The following is a 26,751-nucleotide window of genomic DNA, read 5'->3' on the forward strand; positions in this document are numbered from 1 at the left end:
CCTGTTTTCAACCACTCTCACACACTGAGGTAGGAGGCTTTATGACGCACTCACATATCTTCGCCAAGTTCCTGGCACCGATTGCCGCCGGCCTGTTTGCCACTGCCGCGTTGGCTCACCCTTCACTGGTTTCTTCATCGCCTGCAGACAAGTCCCAGGTGGCCGCACCGGCGAGCATCGAGCTGAAGTTTTCCGAAACGCTGGTTCCCCAGTTTTCTGCCGCCAACCTCGTCATGGCTGGCATGCCCGGCATGCCTGATCACGGCGCGATGAAGATCAATGCCAGCGTTTCAGGTGCCAGCGACGGCAAGACCATGGTGATCTCGCCGGCGCAAGCACTGCAACCCGGCTCGTACCGCGTGGACTGGCGTGCCGTTTCCGCGGATACGCATGCGATCAACGGCAACATCACTTTCCAGGTGAAGTAAGCCAATGGCCGAGGATTGGCTCACCATCGTATTGCGCCTCGCGCTCTATCTGGACATGGCGGCCGCCTTCGGCGTCGCTCTGTTCGGTGTCTATGCCTTGGGCCACGACGAGCGATCCTTGGCGATTTCACGCCGGTATCGAATCTATGTGGGCGTATTCGCAGTCATGGGCCTGGGGCTGTCAATCATTGGCATGACGCGCCTTGCCAAGGCATTGGCCGGCGCGCAAAACTATTCCGAACTGTCGGCACCGCTGGTCCAGATGCTCGTTCTGGACACGCCCATGGGCCTGGCTTGGTGCGTACGCATTCTGGCGCTGCTGCTGTGCGTGCTGATGACGGTGTTGACGCTGACTCCTGCACGGCGCTTTGCCGCCATGACGGCATCCAGCGGCGTGGCGCTATCGACACTGGCCTGGGCAGGCCATGGTGCCATGGACGACGGCATACGCGGCTTCATCCATCTTGCTTCGGACATCGCCCACCTCTGGGCAGCAGGCGCATGGGTGGGAGCTTTGCTGGCCTTCCTGATACTGGCCATGATGAAAGCAGGCGCCGCACAAGACACGGTCCAGATATTGAGTCGTACATCGAATGGCTTCGCCCGCATCGGTACGCTGATCGTGCTGGTTCTCACTGTGAGCGGCATCCTCAACTATCTGCTGATTGCCGGGCCCGTGCTTGAGCCGCTGGTCTCGACGCTATATGGCCGGCTGCTGCTGGGAAAGCTGGCCTTGTTTGGCGGCATGCTGGTATTGGCGGCAGCGAACCGCTTCAGCTTGAGCCCGGCCTTGGAGGCCTCGCTGAAGACCGGAAACCATGGCCAAGCCGTCGCCAAACTGCGGCAGAGCCTGTTCACCGAAGCAACGCTGGCAGTGCTGGTTCTGGCCAGTGTGGCCTGGCTTGGCATGCTTTCGCCCAAAGGCGCTTGATCAGCGGAGCCCATCGTCATCCAGGCATGAATGGACTTCGGGGCCAATGCAGTCCTTGAAAGCCAGCTGACATGACAAGACGGTGTTTGACATGAACCCACCAGGAAAGCCATGCTGCCGATGCTCTCAATTGCAGAGCTAATCCCCGCCAATCCTCGGCATGGTTAGGCGGATAAGCCACGCCAGTCGGCAGCTGTTTCGATGATGGACGGAGCACAGCCCAAGCACAATAACGAGGTCGGTAGCCAGCAAGAGTCTGGCCACGCTACGTCACGGAGATGCCTGACCAAGCGGACAAGCACTGTCAGCAGCGTCATCCTTCAGGATGGCAGTCGCGTAAGGGAAAACTGACAAACCCCGTGGCGCAACCAGACGCTACGCACCGACCTGCCCCGACTTCAGTTTGATTTGGGCCTGAAACACAATCCATTCCAACAGATCGCAACAGGTTCAACGCTGTGCAAGTTCATGTGATCTGTCTGTAGTGATTGAAAGGACGGTCCCATGAACAACGAACAACTGCTTGCCGAAATCCGCGAAGCCAACCTCACTTACCTGATGCTGGCTCAAACCCTGATTCGCCAGGACAAGTCTGAGGCCGTGTTCCGCCTGGGGCTGAACGAAGAATCCTGCGATCTGCTGGCCTCGCTGTCCTCGGCCCAGGTACTCAAGCTGGCCTCGCGCAGCACGTTGCTGGCCAGCTTCCGCGTGGACGATGAAATGGTCTGGAGCCTGCTGACCAACCACAGCAGCAACAAGATCGGCAATGCGGCCACCAACACCTTGCACGCCAACATCCTGATGGCCAGCCGCGTCTCCGAAGTGCTGTAAGCACTCAGAACAACAGGGAGGAGAAGCCTTATGCCCGCCGCAAAATCCGCCGTCAAGAGCGTCCTGAACGAATCGCGCCAGATCGAGCGCGCAGCCATGCTCATAGAGATGGGTGCCCGCATGCAGGTGCTGGAATCGGAGACCACGCTGTCCTATGAGCGTCTGATCCGCCTGTACAAGGAAATTTCGGGCAAGTCCCCGTCCAAGGGTCAGCTGCCGTTTTCCACCGACTGGTTTCTGACCTGGCAGGAGAATGTGCACAGCTCGCTGTTTCTCAACATCTATGAATACCTGGCCAAGGGTGCAGAGATGGACTCGGTGGAACAGCTGACCAAGGCCTACCGCCTCTATACCGAACAGATTCAGACCGCCGAGCTGGAAGTGCTGCTGTCCTTCACCCGCGCCTGGCGCCTGGTGAAGTTCGTGGACGCGCAGATGCTGTCCCGCACCCAGTGCTCGGTCTGCAAGGGCCAGTTTGTGACCGAACCCTATGAGAACGCCAAACACTACCAGTGCGGCCTGTGCAATCCGCCAGCACGCGCAGGCAAGAGCAAGGCTCCCGGCTCCCTCATGCTGCATTGATTTTCATAGCAGCTAGCGCATATACCAAAAGGGCTTGAAGCAAAAAATGCTTCAAGCCCTTTGTTTTTTGGCGCCGACGGCCAGCCTCAACCCGTGTTGCGCACCCCTGCCGCAATACCGTTGATGGACAGGTGAATGCCATTTTTCACACGGTCATCCGTCTGCCCTGCACGCCAGCGACGCACCAGCTCCACCTGCAGATGGTGCAACGGGTCGATATAGGGAAAGCGGTGGCGAATCGAGCGCGCCAGGGCCGAGTTGTGGGCCAAACGCTGCTTGTCTCCGGTGATGGAGACCAGGGCTTGCACCGTGCTCTGCCATTCGGTCTCGATCTGGCCAAAGATGCGGCGGCGCAAGCGCGTGTCGGTGACCAGCTCGCTGTAGCGCGAGGCCAGGTTCAGATCGCTCTTGGCCAGCACCATGTCGATATTCGACAGCAGCGTGCGGAAAAACGGCCACTGGCGGTACATCTTCTGCAGCAGCGCCAACTGGGCCTTGGCATCCTTGCCGGGGCGGTGGATAAAGGCTTCAATCGCCGCACCAAAACCGTACCAGCCCGGCAAGGTCAGCCGGCACTGGCCCCAGCTGAAGCCCCAGGGAATGGCACGCAAGTCCTCGATGGCTTGCGTGGCCTTGCGCGATGCAGGCCGAGAGCCGATATTGAGTTCCGCAATTTCGCGTATCGGCGTGCTGCTGAAAAAGTAACTGGTAAAGCCCGGAGTCTCGTACACCAGAGCGCGGTAAGCGCCCATGCTGGCTTCGGACAGAAAGGCAGCCGCTTCCAGAAATGCCTTGGTCGCAGGCTTGGTGGGCTGCAGCAAGGTGGCTTCCAGCGTGGCGGCGACCAGCGTCTCCAGGTTACGGCGGCCGATTTCGGGGTTGGAGTATTTGGAGGCAATGACTTCGCCCTGCTCTGTCAGGCGAATCTGACCGCGCACCGTGCCCGGGGGCTGGGCCAGAATAGCCTGGTAGCTGGGTCCGCCGCCGCGGCCCACGGTACCGCCGCGGCCATGGAACATGCGCAGCTGAATGCCGTAGTGGTCGGCCAGTTCGTCAAACAGCTCGACCAGCGCAATCTCGGCGCGGTACAGCTCCCAGTTGCTGGTGAAAATGCCGCCGTCCTTGTTGCTGTCGCTATAGCCCAGCATGATGTCCTGCTCGCCGCCGCTGCGCCTGACCATCTCGGCAATGCCGGGCAGCTGGTAGTAGCGGCGCATGATGGGCTCGGCATTGCGCAGGTCTTCGATGGTCTCGAACAGCGGCACCACGATCAGGTCACAGTGGGCCGCCTCGTCCAGCGTGCCGCGCATCAGGCCCACTTCCTTTTGCAGCAGCAGCACTTCCAGCAGATCGCTCACGGTTTCGGTGTGGCTGATGATGCAGTGGCGGATCGCTTCCGCGCCCTGGCGCTCGCGCAAACGCTTGGCCGCTTCGAAAATGGCCAGCTCGCTGCGGGCATGCTCCGAGTACACGGCACCAACCACGCGCAAGGGACGGGCATCTTCCAGCAGGCGCACCAGCAGCGCGCATTTGGCATCTTCCTGCAGACCGCTGTAGTCGGTCTCCACCTTGGCGATGGCCAGCAGCTCCTGGATGACTTCTTCGTGCTTGTCCGAGCTTTGGCGCAAATCCACCGTGGCCAGATAAAAGCCGAACACCTGCACCGCGCGCATCAAGGGGCGCAGGCGCTGGGGCGCCAGGACATCGCCGTGCGAGTGCGAAAGCGAGTCATCGATGATTTGCAGATCGGCCAGAAACTCGGCCGCCGAGGCATAGGCGTTCTGTGGCGCCACGGCATGGCGGGCGGCCTCGCCGCCGGTCAGGCTCTTGAGGGTGGCCGCCAGGCGCGCATAGATGCCGGTCAGTGCTCGGCGGTAGGGCTCGTCGCTGCGGTGCACATTGTGGTCCGGCGAAGTTTCGGCCAGGACCTGCATCGCTGGCGTGATCGGCACCAGGCCGGCCGACAGCGACAGCTCACCGCCCAGATAGTGCACCTCGCGCAGATAGTGGCGCAGCGCCACATCGGCCTGGCGCGAGAGCGCCAACTCCAGGCTCTCGGCCGTCACAAAGGGGTTGCCGTCGCGGTCGCCGCCAATCCACTGACCCATGCGCAAAAAGCTGCGCTCCGGCAGTTCTTGCCCCAGTTCCTGCTCCAGCTGGGCGTAGATCTTGGGAATTTCGTGCAAAAACGTGGCTTCGTAATACGACAGCGCATTCTCGATCTCATCGGCCACGGTGAGCTTGGAGTGGCGCAGCAGCCGCGTCTGCCACAGCCGGGCCACGCGGGCGCGCAGCTGTGCCTCGACCCGGGCCAGCTCGCGCGGGGTCAGCGCATCCTTGGCACTGTTGTAGAGCTGGGCCCGCATCAGAATGTCATCGCGCTCGGCCAGCAGTTGGGCAATGCTGCGCTCGGCCGACAGAATGCTCTGGCGCTGCACCTCGGTAGGGTGGGCCGTGAGCACCGGCGAGACAAAACTCTTGCCCAGGGTCTTGGCCACCGTACCTGCAGAGATGCCGGCCCAGCGCAAGCGGGCCAGCGCCACCTCGATGCTGCCTTCCTGCGTGTTGCCGGCACGCTCGTGCACGGCGCGGCGACGGATGTGGTGGCGGTCTTCGGCCAGATTGGCCAGATGCGAGAAATAGGTGAAGGCGCGGATCACGCTCACCGTCTGATCGCTGGACAGGCCCTTGAGCAGCTTTTTGAGCGCCTTGTCGGCAGATTCATCGGCATCGCGGCGAAAGGCCACGGAGAGCTGGCGCACCTGCTCGACCAGCGCAAAAGCGGGTTCGCCCTCCTGCTCGCGGATCACATCGCCCAGGATGCGCCCCAGCAAACGTATGTCTTCTATCAGCGGTAAATCCTTGTCCGTCTTGCGCACCGGCTTGTCGGTTGGCTCGGTCGGCTTGGGGCGGGCAGCAGGCATCGACGATTCTCCTAGGGGTCTGTATAGGTCAGCGCGCCATGCTAGCATTCCCTGTTACCTTGCCAGATACAGCATTTGCTATGAACTCCCCAACGTCCACGCCCTCTTCCATCGTCATTGCCACGCGCGAAAGCCAGCTGGCGCTGTGGCAGGCGGAGCATGTGCAGGCCATTCTGCGCGGCCGTGGCCACCAGGTCGATCTGCTGGGCATGACCACCAAGGGCGACCAGATCCTGGATCGCGCCCTGTCCAAGGTTGGCGGCAAAGGCCTGTTTGTCAAAGAGCTGGAAGTGGCTCTAGAGGAAGGCCGCGCCGCCATGGCCGTGCACTCGCTCAAGGATGTGCCCATGGAGCTGCCCGAGGGCTTTGAGCTGGCCTGCGTGATGGAGCGCGAAGACCCGCGCGACGCTTTTGTCTCCAACCGATATGCCACGCTGGACGAGCTGCCCCAAGGCGCCGTGGTCGGCACCTCCAGCCTGCGCCGTCAGGCCTTGCTGCAAGCCCTGCGCCCCGATTTGAAGATCGAGCCCCTGCGTGGCAATGTGAACACCCGATTGCGCAAGCTGGACGAAGGCCAGTACGACGCCATTGTGCTGGCCGCCGCCGGCCTGATGCGCCTCGGGATGGCCGATCGCATCCGCATGAAGTTCGACCCGGCCCAGATGCTGCCGGCCGCAGGCCAGGGTGCACTGGGCATTGAAGTGCGCAGCGAGCGCCAAGACATCATCGACGCTCTGGCCCCGCTGGCCCATATGCCTACCTGGCTGACGGTGACGGCAGAGCGCGCCGTGAGCCGCTGCATGGGCGGCAGCTGCTCCATGCCGCTGGCCGCTTTCGGCCGCTTTGAAGGCACAAGCTTGCACATGCAAGCGGCCTGGGGTGATATGGACGGCCAAAAATCGCTGGTGCGCGTTCAAGCCAGTGCCGTGGTGACCGACTTTGCCAGCGCCAACGCCCTGGGCGAAGCCCTGGCCGCCCAGCTGCAAGCGGCTGGCGCCATTCCAGCCGCCAAGGCCTGAGCGGCCACCACAGGCATGACGGCCCCACGCCGCATCCTCGTCACCCGCCCGGCGCATGACGCCCAGCCCTGGGTTCAGGCCTTGCGGGAGCAGGGGCTGAATGCGGTGGCTCTGCCGTTGATGGCCATAGGCCCTAGCGCCGCTCCCGCCGTGCAGCAGGCGCTGGTAGCGGCCAGAGATGCCGCCCTGGTACCCGGCAACTACCGGGCCGTGATGTTTGTCAGCGGCAATGCGGCTCAGTATTTCTTCAAACCAAATTCGCCTGAAGCACTTTCCAATCAAGCGTTGATAGCTCCTGAAACAAGAGCATGGACACCTGGCCCAGGCACGGCCAGCGCCTTGCTGAGCCTGGGCATGCCGGCCTCGCAGATCGACGGCCCGGCGCCGGATGCCGCCCAGTTCGAGTCCGAAACGCTGTGGCAGCAGGTCCATACGCAAATCCGCCCCGGCGACCGCGTGCTGATCGTGCGCGGCGACAGCCCGGCAGCTTCCAGCCCTGCGGCAGCGCCAGCCCCGCCGGCTACATCGGGTGCCGGCCGCGACTGGCTGGCAGCCCGTTTGCGCGAAGCCGGCGCCGAGGTGGAATTCGTCGCCGTCTATGAGCGCCAGCTGCCGCGCTGGAGCAGTGAGCAAGCACATCTGGCGCAACAAGCTGCCGTGGACGGCTCTCTGTGGCTGTTCAGCAGCTCCGAAGCTGTTGCCAACCTACAACAGCTGCTGCCGAACCAGGATTGGCAGCAGGGGCGAGCGCTCGCTACGCATGAACGCATTGCCAGCAAAGCCTCTTCGGCCGGATTTGGTCTGGTTTTGCAAAGCCGTCCTGAGCTGCATGCCGTGGTGGCGTCTATAGAATCAGTGCCATGAGCTCTGACGCCATCCATAACGACAACCCCAACGCTTCATCGCCGGCTTCGGCGGACACCTCCAACAGTGCCCCACCCGCGCGCGCGGCATCGGGCACGCTGGTCTTCGCACTGGGCGCGGTCACCGTGGCCGCCCTGATTGCCTGCGGCATGTTGTGGCAGCGTGTGGCCAATATGCAAGAGCAGCTGGCACGCCAGTCGGCCCAGTCCGGCGCGCAGTCCATAGAGGCGCGCACCCTGGCCAAGGACGCCCAGGATCTGGCCCGCGACAGTGCAGCCCGCGTCTCCGTCATGGAAGCGCGCGTGGGCGAACTCAGCCTGCAGCGCAACCAGCTTGAAGAGCTGATGCAAAGCCTGTCGCGCTCGCGCGATGAAAATCTGGTGGCCGATATCGACTCGGCCGTGCGCCTGGCCCAGCAGCAGGCCGAGCTGTCGGGCAGCCTGCAACCGCTGGTCGCCACCCTCAAATCCGCCCGCAAGCGGGTCGAAAGCGCCTCGCAACCCCGCCTGGCGCCTGTGGTGCGTGCTATCGATCTGGATCTGGACAAGCTCTCGCGCATGAGCGTGACCGACACCACCGGCGTGCTGACCCGCATTGAAGACCTGGCCCGCCAGGTGGACGAGCTGCCGCTGATCAACGGCGTGAACCGCCCGCGCTCGACCCGCTCGCGTCTGGCCGAGCAAGGCGGCCGCCACGACTCGGCAGAAGTCGCCGGCGATCTGGACCCTCAGGCCGGTCCCACACAATGGATCTGGTGGCGCGGCCAAAGCCTGCGCGTCTGGCAGGCGGTCAGCGATGGTGCCTCCGATCTGGTGCGCGTGCGCCGCATAGACCACCCCGAGGCCGTGCTGCTGGCGCCCGAGCAAGGCTATTTCCTGCGCGAGAACCTCAAGCTCAAGCTGCTCAACGCCCGTCTGGCCCTGCTGTCACGCCAAGGCGAGGCGGCGCGTGCCGACCTGGCCAGCGCAGGCATGGCACTGCAAAAATACTTTGATGCCAGCAGCCGCCGCACCCAGATGGCCCAGGCTCAGCTGCAGCAGATTCAAACCAATCTGCACAGCAACGAGCGCCTGCAGCTCGATGACACCCTGACCGCGCTGGCCACGGCCGCCGCAGGCCGTTAACGCACAAGGAGAACACTGATGCGTGCAGCCTTGTGGTTGATAGCCTTGTTTGCCGTGGCCGTGGCCGCGGCCCTGTTTGCCGGCAACAACCAGAGCACGGTGACCTGGTTCTGGTCGCCCTATCGGGTCGATATGTCGCTGAATCTGGCGATTGTGCTGGTCGCCCTGGCCTTTGTGCTGCTGTATGCGGCGCTGCGCGCCCTGTCTGCCATGCTGCAGATGCCGCAGCAGGCACGCCGTTGGCGCTTGCAGCAAAAAGAGCGCAGCATGAACCAGAGCCTGCTGGAAGCCCTGTCGCATCTGCAGGCCGGCCGCTTTCTGCGCGCCCGCAAGGCCGCGCTGACAGCGCTCTCCACGGAGCAGGCTCTCACCAACGGCCACTCCCCCGTGCCCTACGGCCAGCAACTGGCCGCCACCGCCAATCTGCTGGCGGCCGATGCCTCGCACGCTTTGCAAGACAGCAATCTGCGCGACCAGCACTGGCAAAAAGCACTGGAGATCCTGCCCGTACCCGGCAGCACGCAGGACGCCGAAATCCGCGAAGGCGCCCAGATGCGCGCCGCCCGCTGGGCGCTGGACGACCGCGATGCGGCCGAATCGCTGCGCCGCCTGGGCGAGCTGCCTTTGGGGGCTGCCCGCCGCACCATGGCGCTGCGCATCAAGCTCAAGGCATCGCGCCTGGCTGGCGATACCGTCAACGCACTGGATACCGCCCGCCTGCTGGCCAAGCACCGCGCCTTCTCGCCAGCCGCCTCGGCCAGCGTGGTGCGCGGCCTGCTGCTGGCCAGCGTTCGCGATGCGCGCGATACCTCGTCGCTGCAGCACTTTTGGCTGTCGCTGGACGAGGAAGAGCGCGCCATGCCGGAAGTGGCGATTCCCGCCACCGAGCGCCTGATCGATCTGGGCGGCGAGGCCGCACAAGCCCGCGCCTGGTTGCTGCCGGTGTGGGTGCATCTGCTGGACCACCCCGGCCAGCGCATGGAAAGTCATTTGCCCAAGCTGGTGCAAGTCATGCAGTCCTGTCTTGCCAAACTCGACGGCGCCTGGCTGGCCCGCATGGAAGCCGCTGCCAATGCCAATCCCCATGAACCACGCCTGCAATACCTGGCCGGCATGGCCTGCGTACAGCGCCAACTCTGGGGCAAGGCACATCAGTTGCTGACCCGCTCGGCACCGCGCCTGGAAGAACCGGCCCTGCGCACCCGAGCCTGGCAGCGCCTGGCGCTGATGGCCGAGCACCGCGGCGACATGGAAGCCTCGGCCATTGCCTGGAAGCTGGCCGCCCAGGCCACCGTGGTGCTGCAGGACAATCCCGCGCTCTACGACTAGAGTCTTCATTCCAGCCCTGAACCAGCCCCTGCGCTCACCGCGCAGGGGCTTTTTTCGTTGGGCGGCTCGATGAGCCTTCAGCTTTTTTGAATAAAGCCCTCAATTTCGCTGAACCTTTTTGCATTCAGCACTTCCTACACTGCAGACTGCACTGGCCCCCTATGAATGCGGTGCAGCGAAACACACGGCCGACACCTCAAAACAAACGACTCCATGACTACCGTCTCCGTCACACCGCAACGCTATACCGGCACCGCCATCGCCCTGCACTGGTTGCTGGCCGTGGCACTGATCGCCATCTTCGGCTTTGGTCTGTATATGACCAGCCTGCCGTTCTCGCCCACCCGGCTGAAGTACTTCAACTGGCACAAATGGGCGGGCATGACGATTTTGCTGCTCTCGGCGCTGCGCATCGTCTGGCGTCTCACCCACCGCCCTCCGGCTCTGCCCGAAGCGGTTTCGCGCGCCATGCCTGCCTGGCAGCATGTGGCCCACCATGGCGTGCACCACCTGATGTATGTGCTGTTCCTGGCCATTCCCCTGGTGGGCTGGATGTACAGCTCGGCGGCCGGTTTTCCCATCGTGCTGTTCGGCGTGCTGCCGCTGCCGGATCTGGTGGGCAAAAGCCCAGATCTGGCCGAAGCCCTCAAGCCCTGGCACGGTTATCTGGCCTATGCACTGGCCACGCTGGTCGTGCTGCATGTGGCAGCCGTCGTCAAGCACCTGCTGATAGACCGTGACGGCCTGCTCTCGCGCATGCTGCCCGGCAAAGCCTGAATTTTGTTGAACACCAAGGAGTTGGATTTCATGAAGACCATGTTCAAGACCTCTGTCGCCATCGCCGCACTCGGCGTAGCCGCTTTCTCCAATGCTGCGCTGGCCAATCAGGTGCTGGTGCCTGCGCAAAGCGCCATCAACTTCGAAGCCAAGCAAATGGGCGTGCCGCTCAAGGGCCACTTCAAGAAGTTCGATGCCAAGATCAACTTCGACACGGCCAAGCCCGAAGCCAGCAAGATCCACTTCAGCGTGGACACCGGCAGCGCCACCATGGGCGCCAAGGAAACCGATGCCGAACTGCCCAAGGCCGACTGGTTCAACGTGGCCAAGTTCCCGCAAGCCACCTTTGATTCCAGCGCCGTCAAGGCTCTGGGCGGCGGCAAATACCAGGTCGACGGCACGCTGACCATCAAGGGCAATGCCCAGAAAGTGTCCGTGCCCGTGGTGCTGACCCAGTCCGGTGCCACCACCACGGCCACCGGCACTCTGCCGCTCAAGCGCCTGACTTTCAAGATCGGCGACGGCGACTGGAAGGACACCTCCATGGTGGCCGATGAAGTCAATGTTCAGTTCAAGCTGGCATTGACCGGCGTGGGCAAGCTTTAAGCCTTTCAGGCCCTCAGCCCTTTAGATACAAGCGCCAAGCGCTCTTGTTTTAGATTCTTTCCGCAACCCCGAGGAGATTTTTTGACCATGCGTACCACCTTGTTTGCCCTGGCCGCCGCATCCCTGTTTGCCGGCGCCGTCCAGGCCGCACCGGCCACTTACGCCATCGACCCGACCCATACTTTTGCCACCTTCGAGATCGATCACTTTGGCGCCTCGACCAACCGTGCCCGCTTTGACAAAAAGAGTGGCTCCGTGGAGTTCGACAAGGCCGCCAAGACCGGCAAGGTGCAGATCGAGCTGGACATGACTTCGGTGAACTCCGGCACCGCCCCCTTCAACAAGCACCTGCAAAGCGCCGACATCTTCAACGTGGAGAAATTCCCCACCGCCAAGTTTGTCTCCGACAAGTTTGTTTTCGATGGCGACAAGCTCAAGGAAGTCACCGGCAAGCTGACCTTGCTGGACCAGACCCATCCCATCACCATCAAGGCCAACAAATTCACCTGCTACGAAAGCCCCATGCTGCAAAAGCGTGAAGTCTGCGGCGGCGACTTCGAGGCCACCATCGACCGCACCCAGTGGGGCGTGAACTACGGCATCCCCTACGGCTTCCCCAAGACCGTGCGTCTGGTGCTGCAGATCGAAGCCGTCAAGCAATAAGCCTCCGGCTCTGAAACAGAGCCAGGCTCTTAGAACGTGTTTACGATCTCCTCGGCACCGCGCCAGTGCCTTTGCGGGATGGGATGCTAGGCGCGATACCGCAGCAATAGCCGTGCTATTGCGAGGATTCGCAACAACGCAGACCGCCCGCAAAGGAACTGGCCCGAAGGGTTGAGGCGAAATCGGGCGATTTCTTCACGCTGCGGCTGGCTTGCACCCCGGTGCAAGCTGCACCACATCGCTTCGAACTCATCCCGATTGCACCTCAACGCGGCTGCGTAGAGATCGTAAACACGTTCTTACCAAGGCCCAGCCCGCTTGCCGGTCTGGGCTTTTTTTTGGTTTGTTACGACTACTCTCCAGACAAACCCGAATTTCCCTGATAGCAGCTAAAATTCACTTTAAAGAAATTAATTACGAATAGTAGAATCAAGCCACACCCCAGATTCAAGGAGACACCCCATGAGCACTGCTGCCCCCCAGCCGGTCTACTCCCAGCCTCGCCGCATCGACATGAGCGGCCTGCCCACGCCTGCGGCCGTGCAGCAGCTGCATCACTACGCCTACAAGGCCAGGGACGCCGAGGAAACCCGTCACTTTTACGAAGACATCCTGGGCCTGCCGCTCTATCACATCATTCAGAGCGATTACGTGCCCTCCACGGGCGAATACTGCCCCTACACCCACTTCTTCTTTCGCTTGAAAGATGGCTCCTTCATTGCCTTCTTCGACATCGGTGACGACGAAGCGGCCCTGCCCTCGCCCAACTCCCCCATCTGGATCAACCACATCTCGTTTCGCGTCGATACCGAGCAGGAGCTGGAAAACACCAAGGCCCGTCTGCTGGCCTGCGGTGTGGAAGTGCTGGGCGTGACGGATCACCACATCTTCAAGAGCATTTACTTCTTTGACCCCAACGGCATCCGCCTGGAGCTGACGGCCCAGCTGGCCGATGCGGTGCAGATGCAAAAGGAAAGCACCACCGCCCATGCCCGCCTCAATGAATGGACGGCGCGCAAGGAGCAATGGCGCAGGGAGCGCGCCGAAGGCAAGACGGCCGAGGCACTCAAGCCTCAGAACAATGACCGGCCGGAGTTTGTTCCGGGGAAATAACTCCCACGGAGCGGCTTTGCCGGCTCTCCCAAGGGGGACGACAGCATCGCTACGAGGCGGTGCGGCCGGCCAGGCTCTTGCTTGCAGTCTCTGAGTTGGGCCATGCCTCTTTGCTGCGCAGCCGTCTAATTTGATAGCAGTTTGTGCTTGTTAGATAAGCACCAGAGCCGCAAATAACACCAATTACCGCAGCGGCACAGCGGATCGCTAAAATCATCAGCAATCCGTCCTATTTTTTATGCAGACGGCATCCTCCATAGGGATGCCGTTTTCATTTCCAGAGTTCTTGCACTGCAGCCATGAGCGACACCATTCAACAGCCCGGCCTCAACAGCCTCTCCAAGTCTTTTGAACCCGCTTCCATTGAAGCCCAGTGGGGCCCCGAATGGGAAAAGCGCGGCTACGGCCATGCCGGTTATCGCGGCACGGGTGCGCCCAGCGCCGAGTCCACCGCCGCCGGCCACAATTTCTCCATCCAGCTGCCGCCGCCCAATGTGACGGGCACGCTGCACATGGGCCACGCCTTCAACCAGACCATAATGGACTCGTTGACGCGCTACTACCGCATGAAAGGCCACAACACGGCCTGGATTCCCGGCACCGACCATGCCGGCATTGCCACGCAGATCGTGGTGGAGCGCCAGCTGCAAGCGCAAGGCGTGAGCCGCTATGACCTGGGCCGCGAGAAATTCGTGGAAAAAGTCTGGGAATGGAAGGAAAAGTCCGGCGACACCATCACCACGCAAATGCGCCGCATGGGCGACACCGTGGACTGGAGCCGCGAGTACTTCACCATGGACGACAAGCTGTCCAAGGTGGTGACCGAGACTTTCGTGAAGCTCTATCAGCAAGGCCTGATCTACCGCGGCAAGCGCCTGGTGAACTGGGATCCGGTGCTGCAATCGGCCGTGTCCGATCTGGAAGTGGAAAACCAGGAAAAAGACGGCTCGCTCTGGCATATTGCCTACCCCTTGAGCAGCGGTGAAGGCCAGCTGGTGGTGGCGACGACTCGCCCCGAGACCATGCTGGGCGACGTGGCCGTGATGGTTCACCCCGAAGACGAGCGCTACAAGCATCTGATCGGCCAGACCGTGACCCTGCCCTTGGTGGGCCGCCAGATCCCCATCATTGCCGACGAGTACGTGGACCGCGAGTTCGGTACTGGCGTGGTCAAGGTCACGCCTGCCCACGACCAGAACGACTACCAGGTCGGTCAGCGCCACAAGCTGCCCATGATCTGCGTGCTGACGCTGACCGCCAAGATCAACGACGAAGCGCCCGAAAAATACCGCGGCATGGACCGCTTCGTAGCCCGCAAGGCCATCGTGGCCGATCTGGAAGAACTGGGCCTGATGGTCGAGATCAAGAAGCACAAGCTGATGGTGCCGATCTGCGACCGTACCGGCCAGGTGATCGAGCCCATGCTGACCGACCAGTGGTTCATCGCCATGAGCAAGGCAGGTGAGGGCGATGCCACGGGCAAGTCCATCGCGCAAAAAGCCATCGATGCCGTGGCCTCGGGCGAAGTGAAGTTCGTGCCCGAGAACTGGGTCAACACCTACAACCAGTGGATGAACAACATCCAGGACTGGTGCATCTCGCGCCAGCTGTGGTGGGGCCACCAGATTCCGGCCTGGTACGACGAGGAAGGCAATATCTACGTTGCCAAGAACGAAGCCGAGGCGCAAGCCCAGGCTCCGGGCAAGACCCTGACCCGCGATGCCGACGTGCTGGACACCTGGTATTCCTCTGCCATGGTGCCGTTCTCGACCATGGGCTGGCCCAACCAGACCGATGCCGCCGACGACGATTTCAATCTCTACCTGCCCTCTTCGGTGCTGGTGACCGGCTACGACATCATCTTCTTCTGGGTGGCCCGGATGATCATGATGAGCACACACTTCACCGGTCGCGTACCGTTCAAGCATGTGTATATCCACGGCCTGGTGCGTGACTCGCAAGGCAAGAAGATGTCCAAGTCCGAAGGCAATGTTCTGGACCCCGTGGACCTGATCGACGGCATCTCGCTGGAGCCTCTGCTGGACAAGCGCACCACTGGCCTGCGCAAACCCGAAACCGCACCCCAGGTGCGCAAGAACACGCAAAAAGAGTTCCCCGAAGGCATTCCCGCCTACGGAGCGGACGCACTGCGCTTCACCTTTGCCGCGCTGGCATCGCTAGGCCGCTCCATCAACTTCGACAGCAAGCGCTGCGAGGGCTACCGCAACTTCTGCAACAAGCTCTGGAACGCCTCGCGCTTTGTGCTGATGAACTGCGAAGGCTATGACTGCGGCCTCAAGGAACACAGCAAGGAGCAGTGCCAGCCCGGTGGCGAGTTCGCCGGCTATATGCACTTCAGCCAGCCCGACCGCTGGATTTCCTCTCAGCTGCAAAAGGTCGAGGCCGAAGTGGCCAAGGGCTTTGCCGAGTACCGTCTGGACAATGTGGCCAACGCCATCTATGACTTTGTCTGGAACGAGTTCTGCGACTGGTATCTGGAAATCGCCAAGGTGCAGATCCAGACCGGCAACGAAGCCCAGCAGCGCGCCACGCGCCGCACGCTGATCCGCACGCTGGAAGCGATTTTGCGTCTGGCACACCCCATCATTCCGTTTGTGACGGAAGAGCTGTGGCAGCAAGTGGCTCCCGTCGCCGGTCTGAAGGGCGACTCCATCGCCGTGGCCCGCTACCCAGAAGCCCAGCCTGCAAAGATCGACGAAGCTGCAATTGCCTATGTGGGTCGCATCAAGCAGATGGTCGATGCCTGCCGCGCCCTGCGTGGCGAGATGGGCGTCTCGCCTGCGCAGCGCCTGCCGCTGCTCACGGTGGCCAGCAGCGAAGCCGACTCCCAGTTCTTGCGCGACAACGCTGCCGTGCTGCAGAACCTGGCCAAGCTCAGCGAAGTGAAGGTGTTCGACGACGAAGCCACCTGGACGGCCGAAGCGCAAAACGCACCGGTGTCCGTGGTGGGCGATGCCCGTCTGGCGCTGTTCGTTGAAGTGGATGTGGCTGCGGAAAAAATCCGCCTGGGCAAGGAAGCCACGCGCCTCGAAGCCGAAATTGCCAGCTCCAACAAGAAGCTGGGCAACGAAGCTTTTGTCGCCAAGGCACCGGCTGCGGTGCTCGAGCAAGAGCGCACACGCGTTTCCGAGAAGAGCGCGACGCTGGCTCGCATCCAAGAGCAGATCGCCCGCCTGGGCTGATATGCTCGCTTGAAGCAATCCAAAGGCGCGGCTGATCCCGCGCCTTTTTCACAATTTTTTTGGTTGAGACCTGCATGAGCAACAACACCCGCGTTCGCAAAGCCGTTTTCCCCGTGGCCGGATTGGGCACCCGTTTTCTTCCTGCCACCAAGGCCTCGCCCAAGGAAATGCTGCCCGTGGTGGACAAGCCTCTGATCCAGTACGCCGTGGAAGAGGCTTACGAGGCCGGCATACGCGACATGATCTTCGTCACCGGCCGCAGCAAGCGCGCCATCGAAGACCATTTCGACACCTCTTATGAGCTGGAGAACGAGCTGGAGAATGCCGGCAAGCAAGCCATGCTGGATCTGGTGCGCAGCGTCAGCCCAGCGGACATGAACTGCCTGTTCGTGCGCCAGCCCCGCTCCCTGGGCCTGGGCCATGCCGTGCTGTGTGCCGAGCCTCTGGTGGGCAACGAGCCGTTTGCCGTCATCCTGGCCGATGACTTAATGACAGGCGAAAACGGCGGTCCCGGCGTGATGGCGCAAATGACGAGCGCCTTCCAGAAGCAGGGCCGCTCGCTGCTGGCCGTGCAGGAAGTGCCGCTGGAGCACACCAAGCGCTACGGCATCGTCAAGGGCGAGCCTGCGGGCGGCCCGCTGATGCGCATTGACGAAATCGTGGAAAAGCCCGCCCCCGAAAAAGCGCCTTCGCGCATGGGCGTGGCCGGCCGCTATGTGCTGACGCCAGCCATCTTTGACGAAATCCGCAACCAGCCCAAGGGCGTTGGCGGCGAGATTCAGCTCACCGACGCCATTGAGCGTCTGATGCAGCACGAAGCCGTCTACGCTTTCCAGTACAAGGGCAAGCGCTATGACTGCGGCAGCAAGGAAGGCTTTCTGGAAGCCACGGTAGAACTGGCGCTGCAACACCCCGATGTGGGCGTGAGCTTTCGCGAATACCTCAAATCCCTGAGCATCTAACGCGCTCTGTTAGTCATTTTCCAATACAAAAGGCCTGCAATCGCAGGCCTTTTTTTCGTTAACAGCTCTCAAGCCGAGAGCAAACACTCTCAGCGACGCTTCAGAATGTGGATGAACTCATCACCCACCGTCTGCTGCTCGACCAGCTCATTGCCGGTTTGCTTGGCAAAGGCCTGAAAATCGCGGATGGAGCCGGTATCGGTGGCCACCACCTTGAGCAGCTGGCCGGTTTGCATGGCAGCCAAAGCTTTCTTGGCTTTCAAAATGGGCAGCGGGCAGTTCAGGCCCCGGGTATCAACTTCTTGGTCTACTTGCATGGGACGATTCCTATCATGGCGGCGCAAAGAATGGCAGCCTTCAAGCGATTGTAGAAAAGCTGCGCTCCGCCAGTGACGGCGCGGTCTTTACCCTATTGACTCAAGTCAGTTGCGGAGCGACGACAAAGCGCGGATCTTGATCCCAATACCGAACCGGCCATTTGCGCGGGTCGGGCTCGGGGCTCTGCCCCGGCCTGAAGGCACCAAAACGCGGCTCCAGCCCTTTTTGCCTAATCCATTCCGCCAGAGCATAGCCGGTTCCCGAAGGCCAGCACAGTGACTCCTCAGGCGTCTGCCAGCGATACTCCAGCAGCTCGGGCGAGAGCCGCACATTACCGGGCAGCCCGTCCACGCGCACATGGTAGGCAATCAAGACCTGGTTCATACGCAAGAATTCGGAGCAGCAGAGCAGCCGCAGGGACTTGGCACGCAGCCCCGTCTCTTCCAGCACCTCGCGGCAGACGCCGGCTTCGGGCGACTCTCCCGCTTCCATGAAGCCGGTGATCAGGCCAAACACGCCTTCCTGCCACTGGGCATTGCGCGCCAGCAGCACGCGCCCGTCATTACCTTCCACCACGGCAGCCAGCACCGGCGTGGGATTGCCCCAGTGCGTCCAGCCGCAAGCGGGGCAGCGCAGCCGGGCCACATCGCCACCATCCTCTGCCGCCGTGATCCATTGAAGCAGGTTGGCGCAATGGCTGCAGTAGCGGGTTTCATAGGCCATCCGGGCTCTCCTTGTTGCCGTTTTTCACTTAGAAATACATAGCTGCAGGCGCTTGATTCACAAGGACCTCCAGCTATTTGGAGCCCATTTTATGGTCTATGCAATCGCGTCAGAGACAAGGCTCAGGCGGGAAATACCCCGGTGGACAGATAGCGGTCGCCACGGTCGCACACCACAAACACAATGGTCGCATTGTGCTCACGCGCCGCAACCTGCTGCGCCACCCACAGAGCACCGGCCGCCGAGATGCCAGCAAAAATCCCCTCTTCGCGCGCCATGCGTCGGGCCATGTCCTCGGCATCGTCCTGCGTCACGGAAATCTCTTCATCTACCAGACTGGCATCAAAGATCTTGGGCAGGTATTCCTCGGGCCATTTGCGGATGCCCGGGATACGCGAGCCTTCTGCGGGCTGGGCACCGATGATCTTGATGTTGGGGTTCTTTTCCTTGAGGAACCTGGCCACGCCGGTAATCGTGCCCGTGGTGCCCATGGCGCTGACAAAGTGCGTGATCTCGCCGCCGGTCTGCTCCCACAGCTCGGGGCCCGTCGTCTCATAGTGGGCGCGCGGATTGTCGGCATTGGCAAACTGATCCAGCACCACGCCCTTGCCCTGGGCCACCATCTGGTCGGCCAGGTCGCGGGCATATTCCATGCCGCCGCTCTTGGGCGTGAGGATCAGTTCGGCACCATAAGCCTTCATGGTCTGGGCACGCTCGATGGACAGGTCCTCGGGCATGATCAAAATCATGCGGTAACCCTTGATGGCCGCGGCCATGGCCAGAGCAATGCCGGTATTGCCCGATGTCGCCTCGATCAGCGCATCGCCAGGCTTGATCTCGCCCCGCTCCTCGGCGCGCTGGATCATGGACAGCGCAGGCCTGTCCTTCACGGAGCCCGCCGGATTGTTGCCTTCGAGCTTGCCCAGCACCACATTGCCGCGCTCGCGATTCAGGTCAGCGCCAATGCGTTGCAGAGCCACCAGCGGCGTGTGTCCGATGGCTTGTTCAATGGTCGAATAATTTTTCATGAGCAATACTGTGCCATAATTCGTGTCTGCGCTAAGCCAGCCCGGGTGGTGAAATTGGTAGACGCAGGGGACTCAAAATCCCCCGCCGCAAGGCGTGCCGGTTCGATTCCGGCCCCGGGCACCACATACCGAAAGCCGTTAAGTTCCAAAGACTTAACGGCTTTTTCTTTGCCCGAATAAATACCTGCTTATCCGCTGTCCGATACCACTCAAACAGCATCGCAGACGCAATAGACAGCTTTGTCATGCCCTTATGCAGCTTTGACCATGAGCGCTCTTTAGCGCTTGATTGGCCCATTCATATAAGCAATATCAGCTGTTTCCGGCTCTTTAAATAGCTTCCCAAGCTGAATCCAGGAGCGAAGGTGAATGGCCTGAGGATTCATCCAGAACGGGTCCGGATCGCTGCCCAACGCCTTGGGCGGCAAAGCAAATCGACTCACATCACTGTCAGCAGTGCATTGAAAATGCCTGCACCTGCTTTGGGGCTGTCAAGCAGGCTGCACCATTCACTACAGCCCATGGGCCAATATCGCGCGCCAGGATTTTTGGCTCTGCAATCTGGGCTACAATCTGCCTCCCCCAAGGGTTGAGCCATGGCACTTTGAAACGTGCTGCGCCAAGCGTGGCTATGCCGCCGCCCTGACAGCCAAGCAACGTGATCCCACTTTTTTGGCCCATTCTTAGAGCCGAGTGCCTGGGGAGGCACTCCATAGAGTGCTCGTCTTTGAGCTGCCATTCGTGCAACTGATCCATGTGCCAGCCCTGAAATCGGGCCAACGCAGGATGTCAGCCATCCAGACAATCGTCGCCTCGCACACAATCTGTGCATAACTTTGGCTTTCTTGCTTATTTCCGGCAAATGGATGGCCGGCTTGGCGCATTCTTGATTTCCTGCTATCGGCTTTGAGGCAGATGTTCAACGTCATTCTGCAAACCGGCTCCTGCCGCATCTGCAGCGGTAGTTTCCCTCTCAAGGTTCGCATGGTCAGGGTTTGGCAAGCGCCCCAAACCCATCCTGTCTGGCCGCGATCCGAAACACGATTGCAGCCACGAGAAGGCATAAAAAAAGCGCCGTATGCTGCGGCGCTTTTTTCCACAATTACTGTGGATAATCCTGTGAACACCCTGTGAAATATCAGCTACAGAACCCGCCAAGCCCTTGCATTCAATAGCTCAAAGGTTCATTGCCTCTAAATAAGGCAGCTTTCAATCCAAGGGTAAATACCGGTGTCTTAGAAGGTGCGACGAATGATGGCACGACCCGCATCGGTGATGTGCCAATGCCTTTCTGCATCCTGCGAAACCAGCCCGCGCTCCAGCAAGCGTTTTGACAGATACTCCTTGGCGGCAGACCAGAGTGAGACATCCTCGCCCATCTCCAGTTTCTTGAGCGTTTCCAATTCATCCACCGTGGGTTCGTAGACCGGTGCGCGATAGAGTGCGGTTTCCATGACGTTTCCTCCTAAGCTTGCATCATTGGCTTCGGTACGATGTCCGGCGCAGCCCTGCGCCCTCATCTGCGGCCCAAGATAGACCTGCTTGAACGTCAATGCAATAGCTGCATGCCGGCTTTACCTGCCGGCAACATTGCGCTCCACCCTCACCTTCACCTCTTCGCCCGCCCATGCTTTACGCCGTTGCCACTTTGTTCGCCTTCCAGTTGCTGGGCGAATTGCTTGTCCGCGTCAGCGGACTGCCGTTGCCGGGTGCCTTGATCGGCACGCTGCTGCTCTTGCTGGGCCTGCTTTTCTACCGGCGGCTGCCGCCGTCACTGGAGGCCGTGGCCCAGGTTCTGCTGCAGAACATGATGCTGCTGTTCATTCCCGTCATCGCCGGGGTGATGCTGGAGTTTGATCATCTGCGCCGCGAGTGGCTGCCGTTTGTACTGGCCTGCGTGGCCGGAGCCGCCGTCACCTTCGCCGCCACCGCGCTGACCTTTCGCTTTCTGCTGCAGCGCCAGCGTTCTGCGCAGGCCGGCAGCGAGGCAAACACTACGGAGGCCTCATGAGCCACGACTGGCTGGAACGCCTGAACACCGCCTGGGCAGGCCTGGCACATTCCCCCCTGCCCTGGCTGGTACTGACCATGCTGATCTACCTCTGCGCCATGGCCATCTACAAGAAAAGCGGCAACCGCCCCTTGCTGATTCCGGTGTTTACCGGCGTGGTGGTCATCGTCGCCATTTTGCTGGTGACGGGAACGCCATATGACACCTACCGCAGCGGCGTTTCCCTGCTGGGTCTGCTGATTGGCCCAGCCACCGTGGCCTTGGCCATTCCGCTGTATGCGCAGCGCGAGCGCATCAAGCAGCTCTGGCTGCCTATCAGCGTCGCCCTGCTGGTGGGCTGCATGGTGGCCTTGCTTAGCGCCCTGGGCATAGCCTGGGTTTTTGGCGGCTCCGAAGCCACCTTGATTGCCGTAGCTCCCAAATCCGCCACCATACCGATTGCCCTGCCCATGGCAGAGCGCTTCGGCGGTCAGCCCTCGCTGGCGGCCGTGGCCGTGGCCATTACCGGCATTTCGGGCACCATGATGGCGCCGCTGCTGATTCGGCTACTGCGCATCCAGGACCCTGCGGTGCAGGGCTTTGCGCTGGGCCTGACTGCCCATGCCATAGGCACAGCCCGGGCGCTGCAGATCAACCCCACCATGGGCGCCTTCTCGGCCCTGGCCATGGGCCTGAATGGCGTGGCCACGGCAGTGTTGATGCCGCTGGTGCTGGCCCTCACGCCCTGGATCTAATATCAAAACGATAGCTGCAAGCGTTTGATAGATAAGCGCTGCAACTCGTTTTAGCTTGATTTCTTGCGTCTATAGGCCCAGACCGCCAGCAAAATCAAGCCCATGCCCAGCCACTGTGCAGGAGCCGGATGCGCGCCAAACCAGAGCAAATCCACCAGCAGCGCCACCACGGGGTAGATGAATGACAGGCCGGCAATGGCCTGCGCACTCAGGCGCTGAAAGGCGGCATACATCAGCGTGTACATCCAGGCCGTATGAACCATGCCCAGCACAAGCACCGCCGCCCAGGCCTTGGGCACAAACTGCGCGGCGCCCCGCAACTCCCAGGCAGGCTGAGCCAGCGCCAGCACGCCCACCAGCATTTGCAGCATGGCAATCTGCGCCGGAGCCAGGCGGCGCAGGCGCTGCGTTGCCAGCGTGGCCACCGCATACAGGCTGGCGGCCACCAGGGCCAGAGCCACGCCTTGCCAGGATGCAACCTCCGCGCCCGATGCCTGCAGGCCGCTGCTGAGCACCACGCCCACCAGCGCCAGCAGCAGCCAGGGCAGCTTGCGCAGAGGCAGCGCCTCCTGCCCCAATGCGGCAGCCAGCAACAGCAAGATAAAAGGCTGCATGTGATAGACCACGGTCGCCACCGCAATCGAGCTGTAGCGGTAGGCCGAGAACAGGCACAGCCAGTTGAGCACCAGCGCCAGGCCACCAATCAACAGCCACAACAGCTCGGCACGCTGCAGCGACTGCCATTGGCGCGAATACAGCACCCAGGCCGCCAGCCCCAGCCCGCCCAGAACGCAGCGCAGCCAGACCACGACCAGCACCGGCAGACCGCTTTCCAGCACCAGGAGGCCTATGGTGCCCGAGAGCACCATGGCCAGCACCATGCGCCAGCTGCCGCCGCCCGAGGCAGCCTCATGCCCATGGTCTGCAGCCATCGGTTGGCCATGGATCGGCACGGCAGAAGTAGAAGTTGGATATGTCATGGGCGCTATGGTTGACCATATCGAACAGAGCATCAATACATCACCAATCCACGTACTATTGCGCTGAATTCAACAATTGCCCTTGGCCACACCATGCACATTGAGCCCTTGCTGGTTTCCGAGATGCTGGTTTTTGCCAAAGTGGTGGAGCTGCGCAGCTTTGCGGCAGCGGCGCGCCAGCTCAATCTGACCACCTCGGCCGTGAGCCGCAGCGTCGGGCGACTGGAAGCACACTGGGGCGTGCGCCTGCTGCACCGCACCACCCGTTCGCTATCACTGACGGAGCTGGGCGCAGAAGTCTATGCCGGCTGTACCCAGCTGGCTGCCACGGCCCGCGACGTCCATGCCACGGCAGGCCACTACAGCGACACGCCGCGCGGCACGGTACGCCTGACGGCCCCTACCGTGTTTGGCGAAATCTGGCTGACTGCCCAGCTACCCGCCCTGCGCCGGCGCTGGCCCGAGGTGCAGCTGCATATCGCTCTCAGCGATCAACCCGAAGACCTGATTGCGCAAGGCCTGGATCTGGCCATACGCATCGCGCGGCCCGAGCAGTTGCCGCCGCATATGGTGGCCCGGGCCTTGCGGCCCGTGCGCTATATCGCGGTGGCCACGCCGCAGTATCTGCAAGGCCTGGGCGGCGCCCTGACCCACCCGGCTCAGTTACCCGAACGGGGTGCGCAATGCATCGCTCTGGGCTACGGCACCTTCCAGAACCAGCTGCAATGGCAGCCGCGCGATGGAACTGGCGGCCCTCTCATCAGCACCAGCTTGCCCGCACCGCTGACGGTGGCCAGCAGCCTGGGCATCACCACCTTGGCGCTGCAGCACCAGGGCATAGGCCTGGTGGCTGACTTCTGCGCTCATCAATTGCTGGAACAAGGGCAGTTGGTGCAGTTGCTGCCCGACTGGGAGCTGACCGGCGGCTACGCGCAGCGCACGGCCTATGCGCTGTATATGCCGTCGCGCCACGTGCCGCTCAAGGTCAGAGCGCTGATCGATCACCTGGTGGACGCCGGAAAATGAAGCTCTGCCAAGTTCTCCCCATTCAGGCACTACAAGCTTGTGGACAAGCACCACAAGCCACAAGGATAAGCAACCTAAGTCACTATCGGCATTACATGTTTTCGATAGCGCTCATTTTTTAGGCAATCACAGCCATCTGACCATCATCCAGGCCAAACTCTGCATTTCATAGCGGCTTGCGCATACCAGCGGGGGCTTTGCCACGGTCTGATCGAGTTTTCCCCACGGCAGCACTACAAGCTTGTGGACAAGGACACCTCAGCACCTGAATAACCGGCCTAAGTCCTTGTCTTGCAAAGAAAAAGCCATGACTGATTAATTTTTAATCAAACATAGCTTGGCAACGTCGCTTCATCCGGCTTACTTGAGCGCGCCCTGCCACTCGTCGAGCCGGTAGGCGCTGTCCCAGAACAGCCATTCCAGCCGCGCCGCGTCGCGGTAAGCCGCATGCATGGCGGCACGCGTGGCCTCGGTGGCTTCGTCGGCCAACCTGTCCACGGTGGCGCGGACCCCGCGCACGGCGGCATGGAATTCCTCGCTGGCATAGGTATCGACCCAGGCCTGATAAGGATTGTCGGATGCTGAACGCGCATGAATATCGCGCCCCACTTCGGCATAAATCCAAAAACAGGGCAGCAATGCCGCCACGGCCACGGGGTAAGGCGAAGTCCAGGCCGTGGCCAGCAGAAAGTGGGTGTAGTGGTGGCAGGCCGGAGTCAGCGGCGTGGCCGCAAACTGCTCGGACGTCACACCAAAGTCGCGCATAAAACCGCCATGCAGGCTGCGCTCTACCACCACGGCCTCGTTGGCGGCATTGGCAAACTGCACCACGCCTTCGGCGTTGTCGGATTTGGCCGCCGTCACCGCCAGCGCCCGGCCATAGGCCACCAGGTAATGCGCATCCTGGATCATGTAATGACGAAAGCGCTCCTGGCTCAGCGTGCCTGCTGCCAGCTCCCGGTTGAAAGGCAGCTCCAAGGTGCTCCGAAACAGATCCTGGTTGGCTTGCCACAGGCTTTGACTGAATGACATGGCGTGCAATCTCCTCAATGCAAATTCAATAGCAGGCAGCGCTTTATCTGCCTGGGGAACAGACCATTCTGGCTGAAATTGATAAACCAGCAGCCAGAACTGGCAGACGGTTCAAGGTCTTGGCCGAATCGCCCGCCCGCCGGTCACCTCGCCACACGGCCATGCGCTTGCGCATCTTCATGCGAGCGGCCTGCGCCTGAAGCCCAGAAGGGGAAAACCATCAAGACAAACAGCAGCGTCACCTCGCCAACCCCATTGACCGACTGACCAGTCGGTTTTTAGACTGAAACCCAGCTATCACCAGATAGCATCGCTTTCATCAAAAGGAATGGGAATGCAAAGCTTTTTTGCTGCCGAGCTTCATCGCAGAGCCACGCATGCCATGCAAACCGGTCGTGCCGATGCCGACGCACAGAGCGCTCAGGTGCCGGTCGCTCAATACACCAGCGACGAGCAGACGGCGCAGGAGCTGCGCCTGCTGCGCCAGTCCCCTCAGCCCGTGGCCGGCAGCTCATCCCTGGCCGCACCGGGTGCCTGGTTGTCGCTGACGCGCTTTGGCATTCCGCTGCTGCTGGTGCGGCAGGCCGATGGGCCGGTGCAGGCTTTTTTGAATGTTTGCCGCCACCGTGGCGCACGGGTCGTGCCCGAAGGCAGCGGCAATGAAGCACGCGCCTTCACCTGCCCTTATCACGCCTGGACTTACCAGGCCGATGGCAGCTTGCGGGGTGTACCCGATGCATTCGGCTTTCCCTGCCTGAAGAAAGAAGACTCCGGCCTTCGAAGACTGGCTGTCGTCGAGCGTGCAGGCATCATCTGGGTCGTGCTCGATCCGGCCTCGCCCATCAGCGATATCCATACCCATCTGGGCCCGCTCATGGACAACCTGGAATCCCTGAGCGGGTTCCAGACCCCGGTGGCCTATGCACAGCGCTCCTATGAAGTCAACGCCAACTGGAAGCTGCTGATCGACGGCATCTTCGAGGCCTACCACTTCAAGGTGGCGCATCGCCAGACCATCGCTCATATGTTCATGCACAACCTGCAACTGGTTGACGAGTTCGCAGCACACCGGCGCCTGTACCTGATCAAGTCCCGTTTCGCGCAGGATCAGCCCGAGGCGGCCGGCTTCGACCCGCGCCAGTACGGCAATCTGACGTATTACTTCTTCCCGAACAGCATGGTGCTGGTGCAGCCCGACCACGGACAGCTCAGTTACCTGGCGCCGCTCAGCGCCTCCTGCACGCGGGTGCACGAGATCACGCTGATTCCGGCCAAGCCGGCAACAGACAAGGCAAGCGCCTATTGGGATGCCAATGTGGACCTGTACCGCCGCACGCTGGCCGAAGACTATGCCCTGGCGGAGTCCATCCAGGCCGGCCTGGCCTCGGGAGCCAACGACAGCTTCCACTTTGGCACCTTCGAGTACAGCGCGCCGCGCTTTCATGCCCAGCTGCAGCAGTTGCTGGATGCCGACCGGAACCAGGCTTTGGCCTGACCCGGTCGCATTTCTCTCGCATTTCCCTCGCATTTCCCTCAGACCTAC

25 protein-coding genes and 1 tRNA gene are annotated in these 26,751 nt (G+C 61.6%); 19 read left to right on the plus strand and 7 right to left on the minus strand.

Going from position 1 to position 26,751, the window contains the following annotated elements; all coding sequences use genetic code 11:
• The first annotated feature begins 41 nt into the window (after positions 1-41).
• The 4 genes from copC to flhC all read left to right on the plus strand — a co-directional run bounded on the left by copC (position 42) and on the right by flhC (position 2,772).
• On the plus strand, positions 42-428 hold the full coding sequence (copC, locus tag EAO39_RS17680) for a copper homeostasis periplasmic binding protein CopC (protein ID WP_120970086.1): 387 nt from the start codon (positions 42-44) through the stop codon (positions 426-428).
• A gap of 4 nt (positions 429-432) precedes the next feature.
• Positions 433-1,359: a copper homeostasis membrane protein CopD gene (gene copD / locus EAO39_RS17685; protein ID WP_120970089.1), complete on the plus strand. Its 927-nt coding sequence runs from the start codon at positions 433-435 to the stop codon at positions 1,357-1,359.
• Positions 1,360-1,863: 504 nt separating this feature from the next.
• Positions 1,864-2,190, plus strand: a complete 327-nt coding sequence (gene flhD / locus EAO39_RS17690) for a flagellar transcriptional regulator FlhD (protein ID WP_120970093.1) — start codon at positions 1,864-1,866, stop codon at positions 2,188-2,190.
• A gap of 30 nt (positions 2,191-2,220) precedes the next feature.
• A complete protein-coding gene (flhC, locus tag EAO39_RS17695; protein WP_120970096.1) occupies positions 2,221-2,772 on the plus strand; it encodes a flagellar transcriptional regulator FlhC in 552 nt (183 codons plus the stop codon).
• 86 nt (positions 2,773-2,858) lie between these two features.
• Here flhC and ppc read toward each other — a convergent pair whose 3' ends face one another.
• On the minus strand, positions 2,859-5,696 hold the full coding sequence (gene ppc / locus EAO39_RS17700; RefSeq protein WP_120970099.1) for a phosphoenolpyruvate carboxylase: 2,838 nt from the start codon (positions 5,694-5,696) through the stop codon (positions 2,859-2,861).
• Between the two features lie 80 nt (positions 5,697-5,776).
• Between ppc and hemC the strand changes: the two genes are divergently transcribed.
• The 10 genes from hemC to galU all read left to right on the plus strand — a co-directional run bounded on the left by hemC (position 5,777) and on the right by galU (position 17,356).
• On the plus strand, positions 5,777-6,715 hold the full coding sequence (gene hemC, locus EAO39_RS17705) for a hydroxymethylbilane synthase (protein ID WP_120970102.1): 939 nt from the start codon (positions 5,777-5,779) through the stop codon (positions 6,713-6,715).
• A 15-nt stretch (positions 6,716-6,730) separates the two neighbouring features.
• Positions 6,731-7,579: a uroporphyrinogen-III synthase gene (locus EAO39_RS17710; RefSeq protein WP_120970105.1), complete on the plus strand. Its 849-nt coding sequence runs from the start codon at positions 6,731-6,733 to the stop codon at positions 7,577-7,579.
• Positions 7,576-8,703: a uroporphyrinogen-III C-methyltransferase gene (locus tag EAO39_RS17715; RefSeq protein WP_120970108.1), complete on the plus strand. Its 1,128-nt coding sequence runs from the start codon at positions 7,576-7,578 to the stop codon at positions 8,701-8,703. Before EAO39_RS17710 ends, EAO39_RS17715 begins: the two co-directional genes overlap by 4 nt.
• Positions 8,704-8,721: 18 nt before the next feature.
• Positions 8,722-10,032 carry a heme biosynthesis HemY N-terminal domain-containing protein gene (locus EAO39_RS17720; protein ID WP_120970111.1) on the plus strand — a complete coding sequence of 437 codons (1,311 nt, stop codon included), beginning with the start codon at positions 8,722-8,724 and terminating at the stop codon, positions 10,030-10,032.
• 213 nt (positions 10,033-10,245) lie between these two features.
• Positions 10,246-10,809, plus strand: coding sequence for a cytochrome b (locus tag EAO39_RS17725; protein WP_120970114.1), 564 nt, complete (start codon positions 10,246-10,248; stop codon positions 10,807-10,809).
• 30 nt (positions 10,810-10,839) lie between these two features.
• Positions 10,840-11,415 carry a YceI family protein gene (locus EAO39_RS17730; protein ID WP_205589407.1) on the plus strand — a complete coding sequence of 192 codons (576 nt, stop codon included), beginning with the start codon at positions 10,840-10,842 and terminating at the stop codon, positions 11,413-11,415.
• Between the two features lie 87 nt (positions 11,416-11,502).
• Entirely contained in the window at positions 11,503-12,078 is a 576-nt protein-coding gene (locus EAO39_RS17735) for a YceI family protein (protein WP_120970117.1), read from the plus strand.
• A gap of 462 nt (positions 12,079-12,540) precedes the next feature.
• Complete coding sequence (locus EAO39_RS17740) at positions 12,541-13,191, plus strand: VOC family protein (RefSeq protein ID WP_120970120.1); 651 nt, start codon at positions 12,541-12,543, stop codon at positions 13,189-13,191.
• Positions 13,192-13,490: 299 nt separating this feature from the next.
• Complete coding sequence (locus EAO39_RS17745; protein WP_120970123.1) at positions 13,491-16,394, plus strand: valine--tRNA ligase; 2,904 nt, start codon at positions 13,491-13,493, stop codon at positions 16,392-16,394.
• Between the two features lie 74 nt (positions 16,395-16,468).
• Positions 16,469-17,356 carry a UTP--glucose-1-phosphate uridylyltransferase GalU gene (gene galU, locus EAO39_RS17750; protein ID WP_120970126.1) on the plus strand — a complete coding sequence of 296 codons (888 nt, stop codon included), beginning with the start codon at positions 16,469-16,471 and terminating at the stop codon, positions 17,354-17,356.
• Positions 17,357-17,445: 89 nt separating this feature from the next.
• Here galU and EAO39_RS17755 read toward each other — a convergent pair whose 3' ends face one another.
• The 3 genes from EAO39_RS17755 to cysM form a co-directional block, all read right to left on the minus strand.
• Positions 17,446-17,673 carry a sulfurtransferase TusA family protein gene (locus EAO39_RS17755; protein ID WP_120970129.1) on the minus strand — a complete coding sequence of 76 codons (228 nt, stop codon included), beginning with the start codon at positions 17,671-17,673 and terminating at the stop codon, positions 17,446-17,448.
• A gap of 100 nt (positions 17,674-17,773) precedes the next feature.
• Positions 17,774-18,397, minus strand: coding sequence for an NUDIX hydrolase (locus EAO39_RS17760; protein ID WP_120970132.1), 624 nt, complete (start codon positions 18,395-18,397; stop codon positions 17,774-17,776).
• Positions 18,398-18,519: 122 nt separating this feature from the next.
• Positions 18,520-19,425: a cysteine synthase CysM gene (cysM, locus tag EAO39_RS17765; RefSeq protein WP_120970134.1), complete on the minus strand. Its 906-nt coding sequence runs from the start codon at positions 19,423-19,425 to the stop codon at positions 18,520-18,522.
• 39 nt (positions 19,426-19,464) lie between these two features.
• Here cysM and EAO39_RS17770 point away from each other — a divergent pair.
• Positions 19,465-19,549: transfer RNA gene (locus EAO39_RS17770), tRNA-Leu, on the plus strand.
• A gap of 1,111 nt (positions 19,550-20,660) precedes the next feature.
• On the opposite strand, the gene EAO39_RS17780 is transcribed toward EAO39_RS17770, so the two are convergent.
• Entirely contained in the window at positions 20,661-20,879 is a 219-nt protein-coding gene (locus EAO39_RS17780) for a hypothetical protein (RefSeq protein WP_120970140.1), read from the minus strand.
• A gap of 173 nt (positions 20,880-21,052) precedes the next feature.
• Here EAO39_RS17780 and EAO39_RS17785 point away from each other — a divergent pair, with 173 nt between their 5' ends.
• Positions 21,053-21,436, plus strand: a complete 384-nt coding sequence (locus EAO39_RS17785) for a CidA/LrgA family protein (protein WP_120970142.1) — start codon at positions 21,053-21,055, stop codon at positions 21,434-21,436.
• A complete protein-coding gene (locus tag EAO39_RS17790) occupies positions 21,433-22,170 on the plus strand; it encodes an LrgB family protein (protein ID WP_120970145.1) in 738 nt (245 codons plus the stop codon). The genes EAO39_RS17785 and EAO39_RS17790 overlap by 4 nt, the downstream gene beginning before the upstream one ends.
• A 50-nt stretch (positions 22,171-22,220) precedes the next feature.
• Here EAO39_RS17790 and EAO39_RS17795 read toward each other — a convergent pair whose 3' ends face one another.
• Positions 22,221-23,102 (minus strand): DMT family transporter, encoded by an 882-nt coding sequence (locus EAO39_RS17795; protein WP_240467119.1) that lies wholly within the window; start codon positions 23,100-23,102, stop codon positions 22,221-22,223.
• 141 nt (positions 23,103-23,243) lie between these two features.
• On the opposite strand from EAO39_RS17795, the gene EAO39_RS17800 reads away from it, so the two are divergent.
• Positions 23,244-24,176 carry a LysR family transcriptional regulator gene (locus EAO39_RS17800; protein ID WP_120970148.1) on the plus strand — a complete coding sequence of 311 codons (933 nt, stop codon included), beginning with the start codon at positions 23,244-23,246 and terminating at the stop codon, positions 24,174-24,176.
• 360 nt (positions 24,177-24,536) lie between these two features.
• On the opposite strand, the gene tenA is transcribed toward EAO39_RS17800, so the two are convergent.
• Positions 24,537-25,208 (minus strand): thiaminase II, encoded by a 672-nt coding sequence (tenA, locus tag EAO39_RS17805; RefSeq protein WP_120970151.1) that lies wholly within the window; start codon positions 25,206-25,208, stop codon positions 24,537-24,539.
• Positions 25,209-25,542: 334 nt separating this feature from the next.
• Between tenA and EAO39_RS17810 the strand changes: the two genes are divergently transcribed.
• Entirely contained in the window at positions 25,543-26,703 is a 1,161-nt protein-coding gene (locus EAO39_RS17810; RefSeq protein WP_120970154.1) for an aromatic ring-hydroxylating dioxygenase subunit alpha, read from the plus strand.
• Positions 26,704-26,751: the final 48 nt, after the last annotated feature.

The organism is Comamonas sp. lk, from assembly GCF_900564145.1.
In the GTDB taxonomy this organism is placed as follows: domain Bacteria; phylum Pseudomonadota; class Gammaproteobacteria; order Burkholderiales; family Burkholderiaceae_C; genus Comamonas.